Source organism: Nocardia brasiliensis, assembly GCF_042691675.1.
GTDB lineage: Bacteria > Actinomycetota > Actinomycetes > Mycobacteriales > Mycobacteriaceae > Nocardia > Nocardia brasiliensis_D.
In genome coordinates this window covers 1,550,395-1,570,918 of sequence record NZ_CP170507.1, presented here as the reverse complement: position 1 = coordinate 1,570,918, position 20,524 = coordinate 1,550,395, and the positions used below count along the sequence as shown (strand labels likewise).

Below are 20,524 nucleotides of genomic sequence, written 5' to 3'. Positions count from 1 at the left end.
AACACCGACGCCCGGCCTGCTGAGCAGGACCGGGCGTCGGCGAGGAAGCTACTTGGCTGCGGTTTCGTCCGCGTCCGCCTTCTTGCCGGCACGCTTGCCGTAGCGGGCCTCGAAGCGGGCCACGCGGCCGCCGGTGTCGAGGATCTTCTGCTTGCCGGTGTAGAACGGGTGGCACTGCGAGCAGACCTCGACGTTGATGTGTCCCGACTCCTTGGTGCTGCGAGTCTGGAACGTATTGCCGCAACCACAGACGACCGTGGTGTCGACATACGTCGGGTGGATTCCTGCCTTCATGGGTGTCCTCTCGATATTGGTCGCCGGGTCGCTCGCGCGGGAATCGCGGGAACGTGAACCGGAACCGACTTAGGCGGCCTCGAGCATTCGCTCTCGCAAGCGCTCTCTGCGGGAGGTCTGCTCGAGAAGAGCAGACGCAACGACCGTTCAGTATGCCAGAACAGTCCTTACGCTCCCAAAACGCCCCCTGCGCGCAGTTTGTTCCCACCCCAGGTACTCCCCCTATCGGCACCGCCCCAGGAAGTCCGGGCACGCACATCCCCGCTGTCTCAGGAACCCTGAAGTCGGGTAGTGCGCTACTCAGGAATGCGAACAGCTTCGTTCATAGAGTTGGGGACCAGTGCACAGTGGCGTGCCCGTGACAGAGAGAGGAGAAGTTATGAGCACCCGAATCGCTTCCGCGGTCTTCGGTCTGCTGATTCTCGCTGTCGTGGGTGGCTGGTGCGCCCTGCCGGACACCACGACCACGGCCGCCCCGGAGACCACCGGGTTCTTCGAGGCCTCGAGCACCGCTCCGGAGGGGAGTGCGGTGACGAGTGCGGCGATCATTCTGAGTTTCCTGATCGGCGGCGCGGCCATCATCGGGCTGATGTTCTTCAGCCCGCGGACGCCGAGAGGGCCCCGCGAACGCGAGGCCCTTTCGGCGGAACAGTTTGCGAACTTACTCGTCCAGTGCGCCAGGCGCGGTCTTGCTCACCTGCATCAGGAACTCGAGGTTGTTCTTGGACTTCTTCAGCCGGTCGATCAGCAGATCGATCGCCTGGTGCGAGTCCAGGCCGGACAGTACGCGGCGCAGCTTGTGCAGCACCGCCGCCTCGTCGGGGTTGAGCAGTAGCTCGTCCTTACGAGTGCCGGACGGGTTGACGTCCACCGCGGGGAACACGCGCCGTTCCGCGATCTTGCGGTCCAGCTTGAGCTCCGCGTTACCGGTGCCCTTGAATTCCTCGAAGATCACCGTGTCACCGGTCGAACCGGTCTCCACCATGGCGGTGGCGATGATGGTGAGCGAGCCACCGTTTTCGATATTGCGCGCCGCGCCGAGGAACCGCTTGGGCGGGTACAGCGCGGTGGAATCGACACCACCGGACAGGATTCGACCCGAAGCGGGCGAGGAGTTGTTGTACGCGCGACCCAGTCGAGTGATCGAGTCGAGCAGCACCACAACGTCTTTGCCCATTTCCACCAGCCGCTTGGCCCGCTCGATGGCGAGTTCGGCGACCGAGGTGTGGTCTGACGGCGGACGGTCGAAGGTCGAGGCGATGACCTCACCCTTCACCGAACGCTGCATGTCGGTGACCTCTTCCGGCCGCTCGTCGACCAGCACAACCATGAGGTAGACCTCGGGGTTGTTGATGGCGATGGCGTTGGCGATGTCCTGCATGATCGTCGTCTTACCGGCCTTCGGCGGCGAGACGATCAGGGCGCGCTGGCCCTTGCCGATCGGCATGATCAGGTCGATGACGCGGGTCGTCAGCTTGTTGGGCTGAGTCTCCAGGCGCAGGCGCTGATTCGGGTACAGCGGGGTGAGCTTGCTGAACTCGGGTCGCCGCTTGGCCGCCTCGACCTCACCGCCGTTGACCGTGTCGAGACGCACCAGCGGATCGAACTTCTGCCGCTGGTTGCTCTGCTCGCCGTCGCGCGGGGCACGCACCGCACCGGTGATCGCGTCACCGCGGCGCAGGCCGTTCTTGCGCACCAGGTTCATCGAGACGTAGACGTCGTTCGGTCCGGCGAGGTAACCCGAGGTCCGGACGAAGGCGTAGTTGTCCAGCACGTCGAGGATGCCCGCGACCGGCTGAAGCACGTCGTCTTCGCGGATCTCCAGCTCGCGTGCCTCGCCGCCACCGCTACCCGGCTCACGGTCGCGACCACGACGACGCTCACGGAATCGGCGTCCCCGCCGACCGCGACCGCCTTCTTCGTCGTCGTCACCGCGAGTGTTGTTGCGGTCGTTGCGGCCACCGCCGGCGTTTCCGCCGCCGTTGCCGTTCTGGTTGTTGCGCTCACCCGACTGACCACGGTCACTCGACTGACGCTCACCCGACTGGCCACGCTCACCGGTCTGCGTGCGCTCGCCCTGAGTGCGCTCACCGGTCTGCGTGCGCTCGTTCGTCTGATTGCGCTCGGACTGATTCCGCTCGCCCGACTGATTGCGCTCGCGGCGGCGCTCGCCCTGCTCGGTGTCCTGCTTCGGCTCGTCACCACGCGCATCGGCCGACGCGGTCTCGCCGCCGCCGGATCGCGCCTGGTCACGGCCGCGCCGCTGCCGACCACGCCCACGCTGACCGCTCTCCCGGCCGGAATCCTCGGTGGATTCGGGCGCGGTGGACGGTGCGGCCTCGGCCGGGGCCGAGTTCACCGGAGCGGATTCCTTCGCCGGAGCCGTGGCTTCGGCAACCGGAGTTTCCTTCGCCGGGGCGGGAGCTACATCGAGGGTCCCCTGCTCTGCCCGAGCGGGCGCCGACGCGGTGGCCTGCGCTTCCGCATTAGCGGGTGTGTCGGCCTTGGCGGAAACCGCGGACTTGGCCTGTCCCCCTTCGGGCTTTTCACCCTTGGCCGGTTTACCGGCCTGATTTTCCTTGATTGCGGCGATCAAATCGCCTTTGCGCATTCCGGAGGTGCCTCGGATACCGAGCTCCCCCGCGAGCGCGCGCAACTGCGGCAACAACATTCCAGTCAGCCCCGATCGTGCGACGTCGGTTTGTTCGCTCATCTTCGAAATCTGTCCGGAGTCACTTTCGCTGTCGCCCGGAGATGTTGGGTTGGATTCCACCCCGGGTGTGGCGAGCAGGTCCGTATCTGTCACGGAAATCCTTTCCTTCCCCCGATTGCCGTGTGCTGTTTCGAGGGTTCGTCCCGCAGTCCGGGCATTCTGCCGGACTCGGATGCGTCCGTCCGCTTCGCCACCGGTGGTGTGAGGTGGGAGAGATCATTCCAGTTGCGCAGCTACGCAGCACCCCCATGGCCTGGAGGCTCGAGCCTGGAGCCTGCTGGAGCGATTGCCCTGATGAAGCACCGGCGTCTGATGCGCACGATGTACGGACTCGCTCAGGATAGCTGCCCATTGTGAATCTCGGCAAGCCAGACGCGCCGTCAGTCGATCAGGACTCCATCGGCCAACCCTGGTTCGACTACCCGCAAGCCGTCCAACGCCGCGAGTTCACGTAATTCTGCGGGAAATTCGCAGGTACCGAGGGCGAGCACGGTCGGGCCCGCCCCAGAGACGGTGGCCGCGATACCCGCCGCTCGCAGCCGGGAAATCCAGGTGGTGGTCAGCGGTAGCGCGGGCGCGCGCTGCGCCTGGTGCAGCCGGTCGGCCGTCGCGGGCATCAGCAGGTCGGGACGCTGGGTCAGCGCCACCACCGCCAGCGCGGCCCGGCTGACGTTGAACGCGGCATCGCCGTGCGGCACGACCTCGGGTAACAAACCCCTGGTGTGCGCGGTGGACGAGCGTTCATCCGGGATGAGCACCACCGGCCGCAGTGACGGATGCGCCGCCAGCCGGACGGCCCGGTAGACCCGGCCGTGATGCTCGGCCACCGGAACCCCGTCCTGGCCGATGTCGGCGGCCCGGTCGGTCTCGGTCCAGGACACCACGATGCCGCCGAGCACGCTGGCCGCCGCGTTGTCCGGATGGCCCTCGAATTCGGCTGCGAGCTGCACTAATTGGTCGGTGGATGTGGCCAGTGCCGGATCGAATTCGGCGGCGAGGGCACAGCCGGCCGCGAGCCCGCCGACCACCGCCGAGGCCGAGGAGCCGAGTCCGCGCGAATGCGGAATCACGTTGCGGCACACCACTTCGAGGCCATCGGCCCAGACGCCCGCCGACTCCAGTCCGCGCTCGATCGCGCGCACCACGAGATGCGAAGGGCCCCATGGGACATCGTCCGCGCCCTCACCTTCGACCCGGATGCTGAGTCCGGAATCGGTAGTGCGCACGTCGATCTCGTCGTAGATGCCCAGCGCCATACCGAGCGAATCGAAGCCGGGGCCGAGATTCGCGCTGGACGCGGGCACCCGCGCGGTCACCGAAAGACCCGCGGGCAACGTGCGACTCAGCTTGGCGCCGCGGGGACGCTCCGCCGCCCCGAGTGGCTGCGCCCCGGCATATAACTGGCCTTCGCGCGAATTCAACTCAGGCCAGCTCTAGTTCGGCGGCGACCGCGACCGGGTCGACCGGAATGGCCTGCACCTGCGGCATTCCCAGCAAGGCGGTGTCGGGATCCTTGAGGCCGTTACCGGTGACGGTGCACACGACGGTGAGGCCGGAATCGAGCCAGCCCTCCTTGCGCGCGGCGAGCAAGCCGGCGACGCTGGCCGCCGACGCGGGCTCGACGAACACGCCTTCCCGCGCCGCGACCAGGCGATATGCCTCCAGGATCTCGTCGTCGGTGGCGGCGCGGAACGCACCACCGGACTCCTCCTTGGCCGCCACCGCGGCGTTCCAGGACGCGGGCGCGCCGATCCGGATGGCCGTCGCGATGGTCTCCGGGTTGCTCACCGGAGCGCCGTTGACCAGCGGCGCGGCACCCGCGGCCTGCACACCGAGCATGCGGGGCAACTGGGTGGTGACGCCGTCGGCGTAGTACTCGCGGTAGCCGCGCCAGTACGCGGTGATGTTGCCCGCGTTACCCACCGGCAGCGCGTGCACGTCGGGAGCCTTGCCGAGCACGTCGCAGATCTCGAACGACGCGGTCTTCTGCCCCTCGATGCGGGCCGGGTTCACCGAGTTCACCAGGCCGATGCTGGGAAAGTCCGAGGTGACCTTGCGCGCCAGCTCCAGACAGTCGTCGAAGTTGCCGTCCACCTGAATGATCTTGGCGCCCAGCATGACCGCCTGGGCCAGCTTGCCCATCGCGATCTTGCCCTGCGGGATCAGCACGGCACAGGTCATCCCCGCGCGGGTGGCGTAGGCCGCGGCGGATGCCGAGGTGTTGCCGGTCGAGGCACACAGCACCGCCTGCTGACCCTGGTACTTGGCGTCGGTGATCGCGACGGTCATGCCGCGGTCCTTGAACGACCCGGTCGGGTTGAGACCCTCGACCTTGAGATATACCTCACACCCGGTCAGCTCGGACAGGTGCGGGGCGGGCACCAGCGGCGTACCACCCTCGAACAGGGTGACCGGCTCCCAATCGGCCGCGCCCGCGATCCGATCGCGGTAGGCCGCGATCAGACCTGGCCAGCGGGAGTGCACTCCCGCCTGCGGTGCCACCCCAGTGCTCACCCACCCCGCCGGCTCCGCCGTCTGCCGTCCCCGGGACGTGTTCATTCTTCGGTGCCTTCCAATCTCAGAACGCTGGTGATAGATGTGACGGATTCCATTTCCGCCAGGGCGGCGACGGTGTCCGCGAGCGCCGACTCCACAGCGTGGTGGGTAACCACGACCAAGCGAGCACCCGTGCCGTGCCCCTCTTGGCGGACGGTCGAAATGCTCACCCCGTGCTTGGCGAATTCGCCCGCCACCGCGGCCAGGACCCCGGGACGGTCTGCCACCTGCAGGTTCACGTGATAGCGGGTGGGTGTATCGCCGATCGGCGCGATCGGTAGCTCAGCATAAACCGATTCCCCGGGAGCGCGGCCACCGTAGAACTTGTTGCGCGCGGCCATCACCAGATCGCCGAGCACCGCGGAGGCGGTCGGCGCACCGCCCGCACCCTGTCCGTAGAACATCAGCCGTCCGGCGTTCTCCGCCTCGACGACGACGGCGTTGAACGCGCCACTCACCGCGGCCAACGGGTGCTTGCGCGGCACCAGGGCCGGGTAGACGCGCACGGAGACGCGCTCCTTGCCGCCTTCGTCGGGGCCCGGCTCGCCCGGGCCCGCGGCCACCCGCTCACAGATGGCGAGCAGCTTGACCGTGCAGTTCAGCGCGGACGCGGTCTCCAGGTCCTCGGAGCTGATCTTGGAGATGCCCTCGCGGTAGACGTCAGCGGCGGTCACCCGGGTGTGGAACGCGAGCGAGGCCAGGATGGCGGCCTTGGCGGCGGCGTCGTAGCCCTCTACGTCGGCGGTCGGGTCGGCCTCCGCGTAGCCGAGGCGGGTGGCCTCCTTCAGCGTGACCTCGTAATCGGCGCCGGTCTCGTCCATCGCGGAGAGGATGAAGTTGGTGGTGCCGTTGACGATGCCGACCACCCGGTTGACCCGGTCACCGGCCAGCGACTGGATGAGCGGGCGGACCACCGGGATGGCGCCCGCGACCGCGGCCTCGAAGTAAAGGTCGGCGCGGTTGCGTTCGGCGGCCGCGGCGAGTTCGCCGGTGTAATCGGCGAGCAGCGCCTTGTTCGCGGTCACCACGGATTTGCCCGCGTTCAGTGCGGCCAGGATCAGCCGGCGCGGCGGGTCGATGCCGCCGATCACCTCGACCACGATATCGACGTCATCCCGGGCGACCAGGGCGTCGGCGTCGGTGGTCAGCAGGTGCGCCGGAAGTCCCCGGTCGTTGTTCAGATTGCGGACGGCGACACCGCGCAGCACCACCGGCGCGCCGACGCGGGACCGCAGGTCTTCGGTGTGCTCGCGCAGAATCCGCACGACCTCCGTGCCGACATTGCCCATGCCGAGGACCGCGACGCCAATAGGCTGATCCCTCCCCCAAGTACCATTCTTCGCGGGATCGGACTCACCCGTCGCACGACCGCCACCCCTGATCGAATCGCTGTGCGATACAGAATTCATTTCACCTCCAAGCTGAGCAAGTCCGCCACCGTTTCTCGGCGCAGAATGAGTCGCGGTTGTCCGTCACGCACCGCGACCACCGCAGGGCGGGTCAGCTGGTTGTATCGGCTGGACATCGAGTAGCAGTACGCGCCGGTCGCGGCGACAGCGACAAGATCGCCGGGTCCGACATCAGCGGGCATCCAGGTGTCGCGGATGACGATATCGCCACTCTCGCAATGCTTTCCGACGACCCGCGCGACCACCGGCGCGGCCTCGGACGATCGGGAGACCAGACGGCAGTCGTAGTCCGCCTGGTACAGCGCCGGCCGGATGTTGTCGCTCATGCCGCCGTCCACGCTGATGTAGCGCCTGCGCAGACCGCCGTCGAGCGAGACGTCCTTGGTGGTGCCGACCTCGTACAGGGTGACGGTGCCCGGCCCGGCGATGGCCCGGCCCGGCTCCACCGCGATCTTCGGCTGCGGCAGGCCGATACTCGCCGCCTCGGCGGCGACCAGGTCGCACACCTTCGCAGCGAAGTCGTCCAGCGGCGGCGGGTCGTCGCTCGGCAGATACGAAATACCAAGTCCGCCACCGAGATCGAGCGTCGAGATCTGCGCGGTGCGTTCGACGCCGAACTTCTCGATGGCGTCGTGCAGCAGCCGGAGCATGCGGCGCGCGGCGATCTCGAAGCCGTCGATCTCGAAGATCTGCGAGCCGATGTGGCTGTGCAGGCCGACCAGGCGCAGGTTGTCGGCGTCGAAGACGCGGGCGAGCGCCTCCATGGCGTCGCCACCGGCGATCGAGAAGCCGAACTTCTGGTCCTCGTGCGCGGTCGAAATGTATTCGTGGGTATGGGCTTCCACGCCGACCGTGACCCGCACCAGCACGTCCTGCACCACACCGGCGCGGCCCGCGATGGCCTCCAGCCGTTCGATCTCGATCAACGAGTCGACGACCACGTGGCCGACACCGGCGGTGACCGCTGATTCCAGCTCGGTCGCGGATTTATTGTTGCCGTGCAAGGCGATTCGCTCCGCCGGGAAGCCCGCGTGCAGGGCGACCGCGAGTTCGCCGCCGGAACACACGTCGAGCGAAAGCCCCTCGTCGCGGATCCAGCGCGCGATCTCGCCGCACAGGAAAGCCTTGGAGGCGTAGTGAACTCGGGCGTTCGGGCCGAACGCGCGCACCATATCGCGGCAGCGCGAACGGAAGTCGTCCTCATCGACCACGAACAGCGGGGTGCCGAATTCGGCGGCCAGCTCGTGCACCGGCACGCCGGCCAACCGCACCACGCCGTCGGCGTCGCGGGAGGCGTTGCGCGGCCACACATTTTCGGGCAGATCGATCATCTGCCGCGCCTCACGCGGGCGCTCCGCCAGGCTCGGGGCGTGCGGAATCTCGGCATGCCGAGGTCCGGCCGGATGGGCACTCACGACTCCACCTCGCTGACGCTCGGCTCCGTCGTGCGCGCCCGGGCGCCTCCGCCTTCGATTCGCTCGCTGCGCTCACTCATGTATCAATCGTTCCTTCCTGGCGCTCGTCTGAAAGTCCTTGTGCCCGTTCACATGCGCTCCGGCGCACTGACGCCGAGCAGGGCGAGGCCGTTCGCGAGGACCTGACGGGTCGCGTTGACCAGCACCAGGCGTGCGGCGTTGGTCGGGCTGACGGGCTCGTCCCCGAGCGGAAGCACGCGCAGGTTCTTGTTGGTCTGGAAGCGGTGGTAGGCGCCGGCCAGTTCCTCCAGGTAGCGGGCCACCCGATGCGGCTCACGCAGGACCGCGGCGCTGCTCACCACCCGGGGATACTCGCCGAGGGTGCGAATGAGTTCGCCCTCTTCGTCGGAAGCGAGCAGCGCGAGATCCGGGGCTACCTTGTCGTATTCGAATTCGGCGGCATTGCGGGCGATCGACGCGGTCCTGGCGTGCGCGTATTGCACGTAGTAAACGGGATTCTCGTTACTTTGGCTGGTCCAGATGCTCAGATCGATATCGATGCTCGAATTCACCGACGAACGCACCAAGGAATACCGCGACGCGTCCACGCCGATGGCCTCGACCAAGTCGTCGAGGGTCACCACGGTGCCCGCCCGCTTGCTCATCTTCACGGCGACACCATCTTTGAGCAGATTCACCATCTGCCCGATCAACACCTCGACAGTGGCCGGATCGTCACCGGAGACGGACGCGATGGCCTTCAACCGGCCGATGTAGCCGTGATGGTCGGCGCCGAGCATGTAGATACACAGGTCGAAACCGCGCGCCCGCTTGTCCTGGTAATAGGCGATATCACCGGCGACGTAGGCCGGTTTGCCGTCGCTCTTGAGGACGACGCGGTCCTGATCGTCACCGTATTCGGAGCTCGCGATCCACCAGGCGCCGTCCTTCTCATAGAGGTCGCCGGAATTCTTGAGCTTCGCAACGGCCGCATCCACCGCGCCGGACTGGAACAGCGAGCTCTCGTTGAAGTACACGTCGAAGTCCGTGCCGAACTCGTGCAGCGACTGCCGGATCTGCGCGAACATCAGCTCGACACCCTCGGCGCGGAACAGCTCCAGCCGCTCGTCCTCCGGCAGCGCCACCGCGTCCGGGTGCGCGGTCACGATGGTGCTCGCGATCTCGCCGATGTAGGCGCCCGCGTAGCCGTCGTCCGGGGTCGGCGCTCCGGTCGCCGCCGCGACCAGCGACCTGGCGAACCGGTCGATCTGCGCGCCGTGATCATTGAAGTAGTACTCGCGCACCACGTCGGCGCCCTGCGCGGCCAGAATCCGGCCGAGCGCGTCACCGACCGCCGCCCACCGGGTACCGCCGAGATGAACCGGCCCGGTCGGGTTGGCCGACACGAACTCCAAGTTGATCCGGGTGCCCTGCAGCGCCTCCGAGCTGCCGTACGCGGTTCCGGCGGCGAGCACCTGCTCGAGAATGGCGCCCTGCGCGGACGCGGCCAGCCGGATATTCAGGAAGCCGGGCCCGGCCACCTCGGCGGCGGACACCTCGTCGGCCGCATCCAGCGCCTCGGCGAGCCAGGTCGCCAGCTCGCGCGGATTCGTTCCGGCCTTTTTCGCCACCTTCATCGCCACATTCGTGGCATAGTCACCGTGTTCCGGGTTGCGAGGGCGCTCAACAGTGACCTCGTCGGGGAGGACAGCGGGGTCCAATCCACGTTCGACAAGCACCTTCGCGGCAGTGGCGCGAAGGAGATCTGCAAGGTCAGCTGGAGTCACGAGTCTCTATCCTATGGTCTTGGCGGGTGTACACCTCTAGTGGGCACTGCGCCGGAACCGTCCGCAACCCAGTTACGTCCCGCGGATCCATCACGTCGAGAGAGCACCACGAGCGATGCCGAGCAGTCCCAGCGCCAAATCTGCCAAAGCCGCCGCCAAATTGTCGGGTTCCCGCAAGGGGGGTGGCCGGGGTCAACTGTCCAAAAAGAACCGCCAGATCCCCTGGTTGGCCATCGGCGCGGCCCTGGTCATCATCGCATTGATCGGTGCCCTCGCTTACAGCCTGGTACCCAAGTACCAGGAGAAGGCCGAACTGGAGAAGTTCACGCCGAGCGCGGAGCGCAAGGATCCGTCCGACTCGATCGAGGGTGTGGTCAAGAAGGAGTACCCGGCCGGGCTGCACATCGGTCCGACCCAGCGGGTCGCCTATGACCAGAGCCCCGCGTTCGGTGGACCACACGACAGTTCCTGGGCGACCTGCACCGGCGTCGTGTACGACAAGCCGATCCGGATGGAGAACGCGGTCCACTCGCTCGAGCACGGCGCGGTGTGGATCACATACAACCCGGACAAGGTGGATGCCGCGGGCCTGGACTCGCTGAAGAGCAAGGTGCAGGGCAAGCCGTACTCGATGATGTCGCCGTATCCCGGTCTGGACACCGCGGTTTCGCTGCAATCGTGGGGGCACCAGCTGAAGTTGGACCGCGCCGACGACAAGCGCGTCGGCCAGTTCATCACGGCACTGCGCCTGAACAACTACACCTACCCCGAGGTCGGCGCGGACTGCTCGACGATCGCGTTCGACACCGACAACCCGCCGCCGTTCGACCCGACACCGCCCGGACCGGACGCGGTGCCGATGGACGGGAAGGGCTTGCAGCCGGATCCGTCGGAGGTGCCCGGCGGCGGTCTGCCAGGAGTGCCCGGTGTGCCCGGACTGCCGGGGCTGCCGCTGCCGAACCAGCCCCGGCCCGCGCCAGGTCAGCCCGCGCCAGGTCAGCCTGCGCCCGGCCAGCCCGCGCCAGGTCAGCCCGCGCCGGGCCAGCCCGCACCAGGGACCGACCGCTAGTGGCCGACGATGTCGAGCCGGATGCCGCGGCGTCCGGCCTCGGTGCCCAGGTCCATCGTCAGCGCACCGCACTGCTGGTCCTCGGCGTGATCGGCGCCATCCTGATCGGCGTCGCCATCGGCGCGCTGATTCGGCTGCCGCTGAACAACTCGTCCGAGCCGGACCCGGGTGCCGTCGACATCGGCTTCACCCAGGACATGTCGGCACACCACGCGCAGGCCGTCGAAATGGCGGGTGTCGTGCTGGTCCGTTCCACCGACACCGACGTGCGCCGCCTCGCCTACGACATCATGACCACCCAGCAGAACCAGGTCGGCCGCATGCAGGGCTGGCTCCAGTTGTGGGGCAAACCCGCGCAGGGCGTCGACGGATACATGGGCTGGATGAGTACCCAGGCCGGCGGCCACGGGCACTCCGGCACCGCCGAAACCCCATCCGGCCCGATGCCGACCATGCCGGGCATGGCCACCCCCGCCGACCTCGCCGCATTGCGCCAGGCCACCGGCCCCGAGCTCGACACCCGGTTCCTGCAACTCATGCTGCGCCACCACCAAGGCGGCTTCCCGATGATCCAATACGCCGCCGAACACGCCGAAACCACCGCCGTGCGCACCCTCGCCGACACCATGAACAAAACCCAACGCGGCGAGGCCCAACTCATCACCACCATGCTCACCGCCCGCGGCGCCACCCCCCTCCCCCCGAGCTGACCCCAACCCCCCGCCCCATCACCCTTTTTGGCCAACAGCACCCGATGCGATACGCTTTCCCCGCCCGATCGGCGGCGTCGAACCCCCGATCGAGTCCTATCCCGCCCTCGTAGCTCAGGGGATAGAGCGTCTGCCTCCGGAGCAGAAGGCCGCAGGTTCGAATCCTGCCGAGGGCACCGCACAGAAACAGGCCCCGACCAGCAGATGCTGGTCGGGGCCTCTTTCGTGTTACGACCTTCTGGCCGACACGAGCTCTCGGATGTCACAGGTGCGGGGTCTGTGTCGTCTCCTCGGTAACCGCGGGTTACCGCGAGTGCCGAGGTAGAGGAGCGGAAAGTGGCTGTTACGAACGAGATCGGGATGGACGAGATGGCGGCACAGGCGCCGACCGCCGCCCACCCGGCGAAATGGAAATTCTGGTTGCTCACCCTGGTCGGTCTCTACCCGCTGCTCACCGGTCTGGTGACGGTCACGGGTCCACTGCTGGAACCGCTTCCGACACCGCTGCGGCTGGCCTGCATCCTGCCCGTCGCGGTGGCGGCCATGGTGTGGGGCATCATGCCCGTGCTGACCCGCTGCTTCGCCGGGTGGCTGATGCGCTGACCCGGCGTCGACTTCGCCACGGCAGCGACGTTGTGTGCCAGCGACTTCGGTCACCGAGACCGACAACGCTGTGATTTCGATCCGGGCGGCCACCGGCAACGAATACGTGGGGAAGCCGACTGGATCGCCGTGTCGGCACGACGTGCGCCGGGCCACCTCAGAGTTCGGGCGGACCACCAGTGGGTGGAAATTGTCGATCCGAAGCAACGGAGGTCGCGTGAGCTCGAATACGGGTGGCACCCCGTGGGGCAGAAGCCGTTTCGGGCCCAGTGGCGATCCTTTCGCACGGCTCGCGATCACCATGGCCCGGCACCGCCGCCGAGTGCTCGCGGTGTGGCTGCTCGCCGCTACCGCTGGCCTGCTCGGGCTCCCGCATCTGCTCGGTTCGCTCGTCGCACCATCGGTCGCGGTCACCGGATCCGAATCCCAGCGCGCCGCCGAAATTCTGAGCGCGGGCTTGCCGACGGTCGGTGACGAGCAAGTAATCGCGGTGTTCCACTCATCCACCCATCGAACGACCGATAAAGAATTCCGATCGGCACTTGTCGCCGGAAGGCAGGCGCTGGCGAAGCAGCGCAGCGTGAGCGGCGTGCTGCAATTGCCGATGGCCGGCGATCCGGCTTCCGTCCCCACCTGGCCGGAGCTGGAGCCGCTGCGGACGTTGACCCGTGACGATCACACCGCCTATGTACTGGTCGGAGTCGTCGGCGATGAACGACAACGGCAGCAGCAGTCGCCGATGCTGCAGACCGTCGTCGACGAGGCGGCCCGCGGTGCGTCGGCGGGAACGACGCAGGCGTATCTCGTCGGCGTCTCCGCATTCAGCAATGCCGCCCAGCAAGCACAGATTCGCGATGTGACGCGTATCGAGCTGGCGGCGGTCCCGCTTGCGATGCTCGTGCTTCTTGTCGGTCTGTGGGCTCCGGTGGCAGCCCTGGTGCCGATGCTCGTCGCCGGAGCATCGATCGCCACGACCCTGGGACTGTTCGCACTGCTTGCCGACGTCCTCAGTGTGGACGGCATGCTGCTGATCGCCGTCGACGCGGTCGGACTGGGTATCGGCATCGATTACGCGCTGTTCGTCATGATTCGCTATCGCGAAAGGCTGGCGGCCGGGGAAAGTCCGGAGCAAGCGATCGGCACAGCGGCGGCGACCACCGGGCGCACCGTCGTGTACTCCGGTGTGCTGTTGCTACTCGGCGTCACGACCCTTTTCGTAGTGCGCTGGAATGTGTTCACTCAACTCGCGATCGGCACCCTCGCGGTGATCACGGTGACCTCCGTCGCGTCGGTCACCCTGCTCCCGGCCCTGCTGACGTCGTTGACCGACTGGCTCGAGCGACGGCCCCGATGGATGTCCCAGTGGGCGCTGTCCGCCGCCCGCGACCGCAGGAGGCTGGGCCGCTGGGCCGAGCACGTGACGAGCCATCCCTGGCCGTACGTCGTCGGAATCACCGCCGGACTGTTGCTCATCGCGGCACCGACCCCCGCATTGCGGCTCGGCATCGACATCGAGAGCCGAGCACTGGCCGGCACCCCCTACCTCACGGGTCGAATACTCAGCGACCCCGACATACCGGGTTTGTCCGGTATGACGACGATCCTGCTACCGCGCCCCGCGAACACTCCGGAACCCGACACCGGCCCCCTGTTGGCCGCCCTCCGGGCGGACCCGGAAGTCGCGGCCGCCACCGTGATCGACAACGACGAGGACCTCACCACCTTCGTCGTCATACCCGAGCATCCACTTCATTCCCCGCTGGCCGCCCGGCTGGTGGAACGAATACGCGCCGAGATTCTCCCGACGACAACACCACCGGGGACGACAGCACTGGTCGGCGGCTCCAGCGCGCTCGTCGTGGACATCCTCAACGAGACCGGAAACAAGCTGTGGTGGGTAATCGGCATGGTGTTGACGCTGATGTTCGTCGTCCTCGCAGTCACCTTGCGCAGTGTGCTGCTGCCGTTCAAAGCGCTCGCGATGAGCCTGCTGGCCACCGGTGCCGCATTCGGACTCATTGTGCTGCTGTTCCAGCGAACCGCCGGTGACGACGTGAGCGGAGTGACCAGTTCGGGTCTGATCTGGCCACATGTGCCGCTGGTGCTGTTCGCGATTCTGTTCGGGTTGACAACGGACTACGAATTGTTCCTGGTCCGTCGGATCCAGGAGGAATATCTGACCACCGGTGACAATCGCGGTTCGATCGTGGTGGGTTTGCAAGCCACCGCTCGGCCGATCTCGCTGGCCGCGGTGATCATCGCTGTCGCTTTCGGCAGCCTGCTCGTGTCGTCGATCGGCAGCATCCGAGCCGTCGGATTCGCTGGCGCCGCAGCGCTGATCGTCGATGCGACGCTGATCCGCCTCGTCCTGGTTCCGGCGCTTATGCAACTGCTCGGGCGCTGGAACTGGTGGTTCCCCGCACTGCCCGCATCGCTGCGAACCGACGACCTCGACCGGCTATCGGCGCTGGGCCGCGGTTCGGTACAGCGGCAATAACAAGCCGAATCAACGGAGGTTGTCGATGAGATCCTTGGACGAAAACAGCGAGAAGACCCCGATCGACGGAGCGACTCCGCTGAACGGATTGGAGCGGGCGTTCCTGCTGCACGACCGGTTGTGGCGGACCCAACACGTGCAAATCGGCGCCGGTTTTCGATTCGCCGGCGCTGCGCCGACATTGGCGGAATTTCGCGACGAGATGCAGCCTCGCTTGGCGGCCTGGCCGATCCTTGCGACGAGACTGTCGGATACCGGGCCACCGCGTTGGGTGGCCGTGCCAACCACAGCCATCGGGGAACAAGTGCGGGAATTCGCGTGTCCGCCCGGAACCGGTTTACGGGAAGCTGCCGAACACATCATGGCCGCCCCGCTGCCGCGACATCGACCGCTGTGGGAACTGTGGCTCGTCCATGACGGCTCTGCTGATCGCTGGTTCGGCGTGTTGAAGGCACATCACGCATTATTCGACGGCGCGTCAGTCGCGGCACTTGCTCAGCATCTCCTTTGCCCCGTCATGGCGCCTGCAAAAGTTTCGGCCGGAGCTACGCCCGTCGCAGCGCCCGAGCAGAGTGGTCGATTGGCTCTTGTCAAAGGGGTCACTCGTTATGTCGGACGGCTGCTACCGCTTGCCCGACCCGCGTTCCGGAAGTCCATCGGCAAAGGAAACCGGCTATTCGCGTGGACCTGGGTCGACCGACAATCAGTTCATGACACCGCACGCAAGCACGGCGTCACCGTCAACGATATCTTCCTCGCCGCGCTCGCTACCGCATTGCGCGAATGGTCCGACACCCCCTGGCGGCGCGGTCGGCCATGCCGTGTGTGGACGCTCGTGCCGGTGGACCTGCGCCCTCGGGAAGGTGGAGTTCGCCTAGGCAATAGCGTTGCGAGCCTGCGGGTGCCACTGCCTTGCGATGAACCCGATCCGGTGCGCCGGCTCACCACGATTGCCGCACATACCCATCATGCGGAGAACGCAGACCAAATCGCTGTCGGCAGCGCTATTCAGCGGTCACTGCCCGCGTGGCTTATCGCAGGAGTAGCCCTGTCCCTTTTCTCCCCTTGGCAAATCTCCTTGGTCGCCAGCAATATCCGAGGGCCGGAACACCCACTGAGCTGCAACGGACGCATCGTGTCGGATCCCATCGGCCTCGGACCTCTCGCCCCCGGACATCCACTGGGGGCCTACCTGGTCAACAGTCACGATCAAATCGGAATTTGCGTCGTCACCGACGAGGCAACGCCGAATGGTCAGGAACTGGCCGACCTCTGGATCCGCGCCTTCGCCGAGTTGTCGGACCTGCCGACCAGCCGGATCAGCGGTCATGCCACGGCGAAAACACCTGCGCACCCATGATTCACCTGTCGACAGGAGAAAGAGCCATGCGTACACGTTTCGAATCACTCGGCGCGTATACACCCAGCACCATCCGCTCTACCGAGGAAGTGCTCGCCGGACTTTCGGTACCGCTGCCATTGCATCTGGAGCGCATCACCGGGATCAAGAACCGGCGCGTACACAATGCCGACCCGGATGAGTACGAATCGTCGTTCGAGCTCGCGCTGGCCGCCATCGACGACTGCCTGCGGCACTCGGACTACCGGGCCGACGAACTCGACGTGGTGATATCGGTGTCCATCTCACGCTTCCGCGGGCCTGACTTCTTCTGCTACGCACCGGCATTCGCGTTGATGCTCCGCAATGCCATCGGGGCGACCAGCGCACTACATTTCGACATCTCCAATGCTTGTGCGGGGATGGTGACCGGCGTGCTGGTGCTGGACCGCATGATCAGGGCCGGGGTGGTCCGCAACGGCTTGGTGGTCAGCGGAGAGCAGATCACTTCCATCGCCGACACCGCCGCTCGCGAGATCAGTCAACCATATGACCCGCAGTTCGCTGCCCTTACCGTCGGGGATGCCGCTGTGGCCGTGGTGGTCGACGACCGCGGCGACGACAACGACGAGATCCACCATATCGACTTGATGACGACCTCCGCCGGTGCCCAGCACTGCATGGGCATGCCGAGCGACAAGACCACCGGCCTCGCCATGTACACCGACAGTCGCGCGCTGACCAGCAAATCCCGCTACTCGCAGGCCATGGCCCGGGCCACCGACTTCATGATCGAGACCGGACGCAGTTGGGCGAGCGAGAACTACGACTACTGGATCCACCACCAGTTTTCCGGCCCGGCCATCAAGCACATGAGCGAGCTGTCCGAACGGCACTTCGGCACTCCGATGCCGGAAGCGCTCAACGTGTTCGAGGAGTTCGGCAACACCGCGTCCACCTCACATTTCCTGGTGTTGCACGAACATCTTGCCCAGCAACGCATTCCGAAGGGTGCCAAGGTTCTCCTGGTCTCGCAGGCTTCCGGCACCGTCTCCGGCCATCTGGCCGCCACCCTCTCTCGACTGGAGGCCTGATCATGAGCACCGCCATCGTTTCGGCCAGTGTGTGCACCGATGCCGATACCGGTAGCTATCTCGAGCTGGCGACTCGCGCGGGCCGAGCCTGTCTGGCACGGGCCGGAGTTGGACCCGACCGGATCGGCATCGTGATCAATGCGGGTGTCTTTCGCGATAGCAACATCTGCGAGCCCGCGGTCGCGGCCCTTATCCAGCAGCGCCTGGAGATCGGTCTGGATTATCGATCCGGCCAGGTGCCTGCCTTCTCGTTCGACATCATGAGTGGTGCCACCGGAGTGCTACACGCACTGACGGCGGCGCACTGCCTGCTCGCGCCCGGCGCGCTCGAGTATGCGCTCATCTTGGCCGGTGACGCGCACCCCTCGACCGAACGTACAGTGGCCGACTTCCCTTACACCGCAACCGGTTCCGCGCTCCTACTGCGGTCCTGCCCCGGAGCCGGCGGGTTCGGCCGCCCATACACCACCGAAACAGCCGGAGCGGTGGAACCGTCGGGATGGCTGGATCTGGGCGCGGCAGGCAGTCGCGGTCGTTCGGTGATATCGGTGCGTTCCGGAATGGGTGATCCGGTCACCGCCGCGGCCGCGGTCGCGCGAAAGTGCCTGGCGGCGGAAGGCATGGACCGCACCGATATCGCCGACGGCACGGCGGTGCTGCTCGCGCCCGCACCGATACCCGGGTTCACCAAGCTGCTCGCCGAACGGCTGGATGTGCCTGCCACCGCCGTCGACGGCGTCGACCCGGCCGTCGGTGATCCCTATACCGCGGCCCCGGTGCACGCCTACCTGGCCGCGGCCGACACCGGTCGCCTCGACAATGCCCGCGTGGTGGTGTTCCTTGCCGCCGACGACAGCTCCGCGGCTGCTGTGGCCTATCGCTCGCAACCGGTCACACCGGTTGATCTCGTTGCCGACCTGCACGTCGAACGGATCGGCATGTAGAGCAAGGCGATTCGAAAACAAAAGCGCCGCGCCGATGGTATATCGGCGCGGCGCTACGACTGCCCGCTACGAGTCCGCCTTCTTCGGGGCGAACTCGACGGTACCCCCGGTGATCGTCACCGTTACCTTTTCGCCGACCTCGCCCCCGATCCCGCCGGCCGCGCACTCTTTCACCTTCAGGCCCTTGAACTCCACGTCGAGTTTCGCGGAGCCTTCACCCTGGTCGCTCTTTTCCGTGGTGTCGGCCGTGGCTGTTGCTGTCGACTCACCCCCACCGACAGCAGCCTTGACCGTGCCCGTGCCGTTCTTGAACTTATTGTCCGGGTCGGCGATGCCGGAAACCTTCATTTCACACGTTTTACCCTGCTCGTTGTACTTCGCCCGATCGTCCTCCACGGTAAGAGTCGCCGCGTCGAGTTTGTCACACTTCTCGCTTTCGCCGGACAATTTCATTTCGGGCACTTCGAACTCGTAGTATCCGGCAGCCCCTTCTTCCGCCTGATACGTAAAGCTGACGTCGGTCTCGGGGATATCACAGGTATAGGCCGTGCCGTTCGCGGCCGCCGCGATCGGCTGCGGAGCGCCCACGAGGCTGTATCCCAGCGCCGATGCACCCAACAATCCCGCAGCGATAAACACCCCACGCCGAGCTCCCCTGTGCCCTCGGGCCGAGCTCGTAACCTCTTGCTGCTGTTCCATCGAAATCCTTCCCATCGTCCATATATTGGTTCGACGGCAACACCGAATAGGCAGACAAGCCAGTCACCGGCGCAGCCGCAACCCTGGGTAGAGCTGATGAAGAACTCGATCGCAGGTCGGACGCTACCATCCGGAAAGATGGAAAAGCCGGATTCCACTCTGCGCGGACCGTTCCGCCCGGTAGTAATCAAGTCCCGATCGTTGTTCGTTGCGACGCGGACAGAAGATGGGTGGTGACGCGAAATGATCGGCTTCCCACCGCCTTCCGTCAAGAGCGGTCGGCGAATGGCAAACTCTCCACTGCCGTTACTCGGGCCGGATGGCGGACTGGAGGTAGTTCAAGTCGATGTCGGACGCTGGAGTGGGTGGGCCGAGGGCGGCGCGTACTCGGGAATCGTCGTAGCGGCGGTGGTGGCGGGCATAGCCGAGGAAGGCGGTTTGTTCTCGCAGGAGCCCTTCCAAGGGGGATTGGTCGTCGGGGGGTCTGGGTACCAGGTGGGCGTCGACGGGGTAGGTGCGTTGGAAGGCGGTCAGCATGTCGGCGATCAACGTGTTTCGGTAGTGGACAACGTGATAGGTGTCGATGCCGCCGGACGGTGCGCGGTCGGCGAGGCGGGCCATCGTCGCCGCGGCATGGTCCACCGGTACGAGGTTGATCGACGCGGTGGGGTCGCCGGGAATCCGCACCGGGAGTCGCGGGGTGTTGGGTGATCGCGGGTCCAATCCGAATCCGGTCATGCCGCTTTCGATCGCCTCGGCGACAAAGCTGAGGGTGTGCTTGGGGAATTCGGGGCGGCGGGGCAGATCGGTGATGAGCACGCTGGGACGGAAGACGATCACCGGCCTGGCGTGCTCGGCAAACCACTCGTGCACAACCGTTTCGGCCTCGTATTTGCTTCGCTCGTAAGGGTTTTCGAATCCACATGTGTCGTCTTGCCGTTGCTCCGGGATCGTTCCGTGCCGCCTGGCTCCCGCCACGCCGACCGAACTGGTGTGGCAGACCAGCGGCCGTTGCGTCCCGGCCGCGGCCAGCTCCAGGACGTGGCGGGTGCCGGTGACATTGATCTGCCGTAACTGTTCGAGCGGAGCGGCCAGCGTGGTATCGCCCGCGCAATGCCAGATCACCTGCAACTCGTCGGCTAGCTCACGGAACCTCGTTTCCGACAAACCCAGCCTGGGTCGGACCGGGTCCACCTGCACCACACGGACTCGTTCGGCGAGTTCGTCGCAGCGGCCGCCGGTCAACCGAAGCAGCCCGATCAGCCTGGCCAGCACGGACTTCGGTGCGCCGCGGGCCAGCACGGTCAGCCCGGCGTGCCTGCGCAGCAGCTCCGGCACGAGGTGGATGCCGAGGAATCCGGTGGCACCGGTGATGGCAACCGTCGGTTCGGCCAC

General features: G+C 66.4%; 16 protein-coding genes and 1 tRNA gene. 8 read left to right on the top strand and 9 right to left on the bottom strand.

What is annotated here, in order from left to right; all coding sequences use genetic code 11:
• Positions 1 to 48: 48 nt before the first annotated feature.
• The 7 genes from rpmE to argS all read right to left on the bottom strand — a co-directional run bounded on the left by rpmE (position 49) and on the right by argS (position 10,174).
• Positions 49 to 294, bottom strand: a complete 246-nt coding sequence (rpmE, locus tag ACFK0J_RS07240; RefSeq protein ID WP_218474387.1) for a 50S ribosomal protein L31 — start codon at positions 292 to 294, stop codon at positions 49 to 51.
• A gap of 661 nt (positions 295 to 955) precedes the next feature.
• On the bottom strand, positions 956 to 3,100 hold the full coding sequence (rho, locus tag ACFK0J_RS07235) for a transcription termination factor Rho (protein ID WP_378737705.1): 2,145 nt from the start codon (positions 3,098 to 3,100) through the stop codon (positions 956 to 958).
• A 287-nt stretch (positions 3,101 to 3,387) separates the two neighbouring features.
• Positions 3,388 to 4,353, bottom strand: a complete 966-nt coding sequence (thrB, locus tag ACFK0J_RS07230; RefSeq protein ID WP_378742689.1) for a homoserine kinase — start codon at positions 4,351 to 4,353, stop codon at positions 3,388 to 3,390.
• 76 nt (positions 4,354 to 4,429) lie between these two features.
• On the bottom strand, positions 4,430 to 5,521 hold the full coding sequence (thrC, locus tag ACFK0J_RS07225) for a threonine synthase (RefSeq protein WP_378737703.1): 1,092 nt from the start codon (positions 5,519 to 5,521) through the stop codon (positions 4,430 to 4,432).
• 41 nt (positions 5,522 to 5,562) lie between these two features.
• Positions 5,563 to 6,972, bottom strand: a complete 1,410-nt coding sequence (locus tag ACFK0J_RS07220; protein ID WP_378737701.1) for a homoserine dehydrogenase — start codon at positions 6,970 to 6,972, stop codon at positions 5,563 to 5,565.
• The gene (gene lysA, locus ACFK0J_RS07215; RefSeq protein ID WP_378737699.1) at positions 6,969 to 8,387 is read right to left on the bottom strand and encodes a diaminopimelate decarboxylase; all 1,419 of its coding nucleotides are present in this window, start codon (positions 8,385 to 8,387) and stop codon (positions 6,969 to 6,971) included. The genes ACFK0J_RS07220 and lysA overlap by 4 nt, the downstream gene beginning before the upstream one ends.
• 128 nt (positions 8,388 to 8,515) lie before the next feature.
• Positions 8,516 to 10,174 carry an arginine--tRNA ligase gene (gene argS / locus ACFK0J_RS07210; protein WP_378737697.1) on the bottom strand — a complete coding sequence of 553 codons (1,659 nt, stop codon included), beginning with the start codon at positions 10,172 to 10,174 and terminating at the stop codon, positions 8,516 to 8,518.
• 115 nt (positions 10,175 to 10,289) lie between these two features.
• Between argS and ACFK0J_RS07205 the strand changes: the two genes are divergently transcribed.
• The 8 genes from ACFK0J_RS07205 (at position 10,290) to ACFK0J_RS07170 (ending at position 18,430) form a co-directional block, all read left to right on the top strand.
• Complete coding sequence (locus ACFK0J_RS07205; protein ID WP_378737695.1) at positions 10,290 to 11,243, top strand: DUF3105 domain-containing protein; 954 nt, start codon at positions 10,290 to 10,292, stop codon at positions 11,241 to 11,243.
• The gene (locus tag ACFK0J_RS07200) at positions 11,243 to 11,953 is read left to right on the top strand and encodes a DUF305 domain-containing protein (protein WP_378737693.1); all 711 of its coding nucleotides are present in this window, start codon (positions 11,243 to 11,245) and stop codon (positions 11,951 to 11,953) included. Before ACFK0J_RS07205 ends, ACFK0J_RS07200 begins: the two co-directional genes overlap by 1 nt.
• A gap of 103 nt (positions 11,954 to 12,056) precedes the next feature.
• Positions 12,057 to 12,129, top strand: a tRNA-Arg gene (locus tag ACFK0J_RS07195).
• Between the two features lie 160 nt (positions 12,130 to 12,289).
• Entirely contained in the window at positions 12,290 to 12,556 is a 267-nt protein-coding gene (locus tag ACFK0J_RS07190; RefSeq protein ID WP_378737691.1) for a hypothetical protein, read from the top strand.
• Positions 12,557 to 12,773: 217 nt separating this feature from the next.
• A complete protein-coding gene (locus ACFK0J_RS07185; RefSeq protein ID WP_378737689.1) occupies positions 12,774 to 15,053 on the top strand; it encodes an MMPL family transporter in 2,280 nt (759 codons plus the stop codon).
• 25 nt (positions 15,054 to 15,078) lie between these two features.
• Entirely contained in the window at positions 15,079 to 16,413 is a 1,335-nt protein-coding gene (locus tag ACFK0J_RS07180) for a wax ester/triacylglycerol synthase domain-containing protein (RefSeq protein ID WP_378737687.1), read from the top strand.
• A gap of 26 nt (positions 16,414 to 16,439) precedes the next feature.
• On the top strand, positions 16,440 to 17,486 hold the full coding sequence (locus ACFK0J_RS07175; RefSeq protein WP_378737685.1) for a 3-oxoacyl-ACP synthase III family protein: 1,047 nt from the start codon (positions 16,440 to 16,442) through the stop codon (positions 17,484 to 17,486).
• 2 nt (positions 17,487 to 17,488) lie between these two features.
• On the top strand, positions 17,489 to 18,430 hold the full coding sequence (locus tag ACFK0J_RS07170; RefSeq protein WP_378737683.1) for a hypothetical protein: 942 nt from the start codon (positions 17,489 to 17,491) through the stop codon (positions 18,428 to 18,430).
• Between the two features lie 66 nt (positions 18,431 to 18,496).
• Here ACFK0J_RS07170 and ACFK0J_RS07165 read toward each other — a convergent pair whose 3' ends face one another.
• Together ACFK0J_RS07165 and ACFK0J_RS07160 are read right to left on the bottom strand one after the other, a co-directional pair.
• The gene (locus tag ACFK0J_RS07165) at positions 18,497 to 19,069 is read right to left on the bottom strand and encodes a hypothetical protein (RefSeq protein WP_378737681.1); all 573 of its coding nucleotides are present in this window, start codon (positions 19,067 to 19,069) and stop codon (positions 18,497 to 18,499) included.
• A 366-nt stretch (positions 19,070 to 19,435) separates the two neighbouring features.
• The gene (locus ACFK0J_RS07160) at positions 19,436 to 20,524 is read right to left on the bottom strand and encodes an SDR family oxidoreductase (RefSeq protein ID WP_378737679.1); all 1,089 of its coding nucleotides are present in this window, start codon (positions 20,522 to 20,524) and stop codon (positions 19,436 to 19,438) included.

Coding starts and splice junctions, on each gene's coding strand:
- ACFK0J_RS07170 (WP_378737683.1), top strand. CDS start 17,489: ATGAGCACCGCCATCGTTTCGGCCAGTGTGTGCACCGATGCCGATACC.
- ACFK0J_RS07180 (WP_378737687.1), top strand. CDS start 15,079: ATGAGATCCTTGGACGAAAACAGCGAGAAGACCCCGATCGACGGAGCG.
- rpmE (WP_218474387.1), bottom strand. CDS start 294: ATGAAGGCAGGAATCCACCCGACGTATGTCGACACCACGGTCGTCTGT.
- ACFK0J_RS07205 (WP_378737695.1), top strand. CDS start 10,290: ATGCCGAGCAGTCCCAGCGCCAAATCTGCCAAAGCCGCCGCCAAATTG.
- ACFK0J_RS07175 (WP_378737685.1), top strand. CDS start 16,440: ATGCGTACACGTTTCGAATCACTCGGCGCGTATACACCCAGCACCATC.
- ACFK0J_RS07220 (WP_378737701.1), bottom strand. CDS start 6,972: ATGAATTCTGTATCGCACAGCGATTCGATCAGGGGTGGCGGTCGTGCG.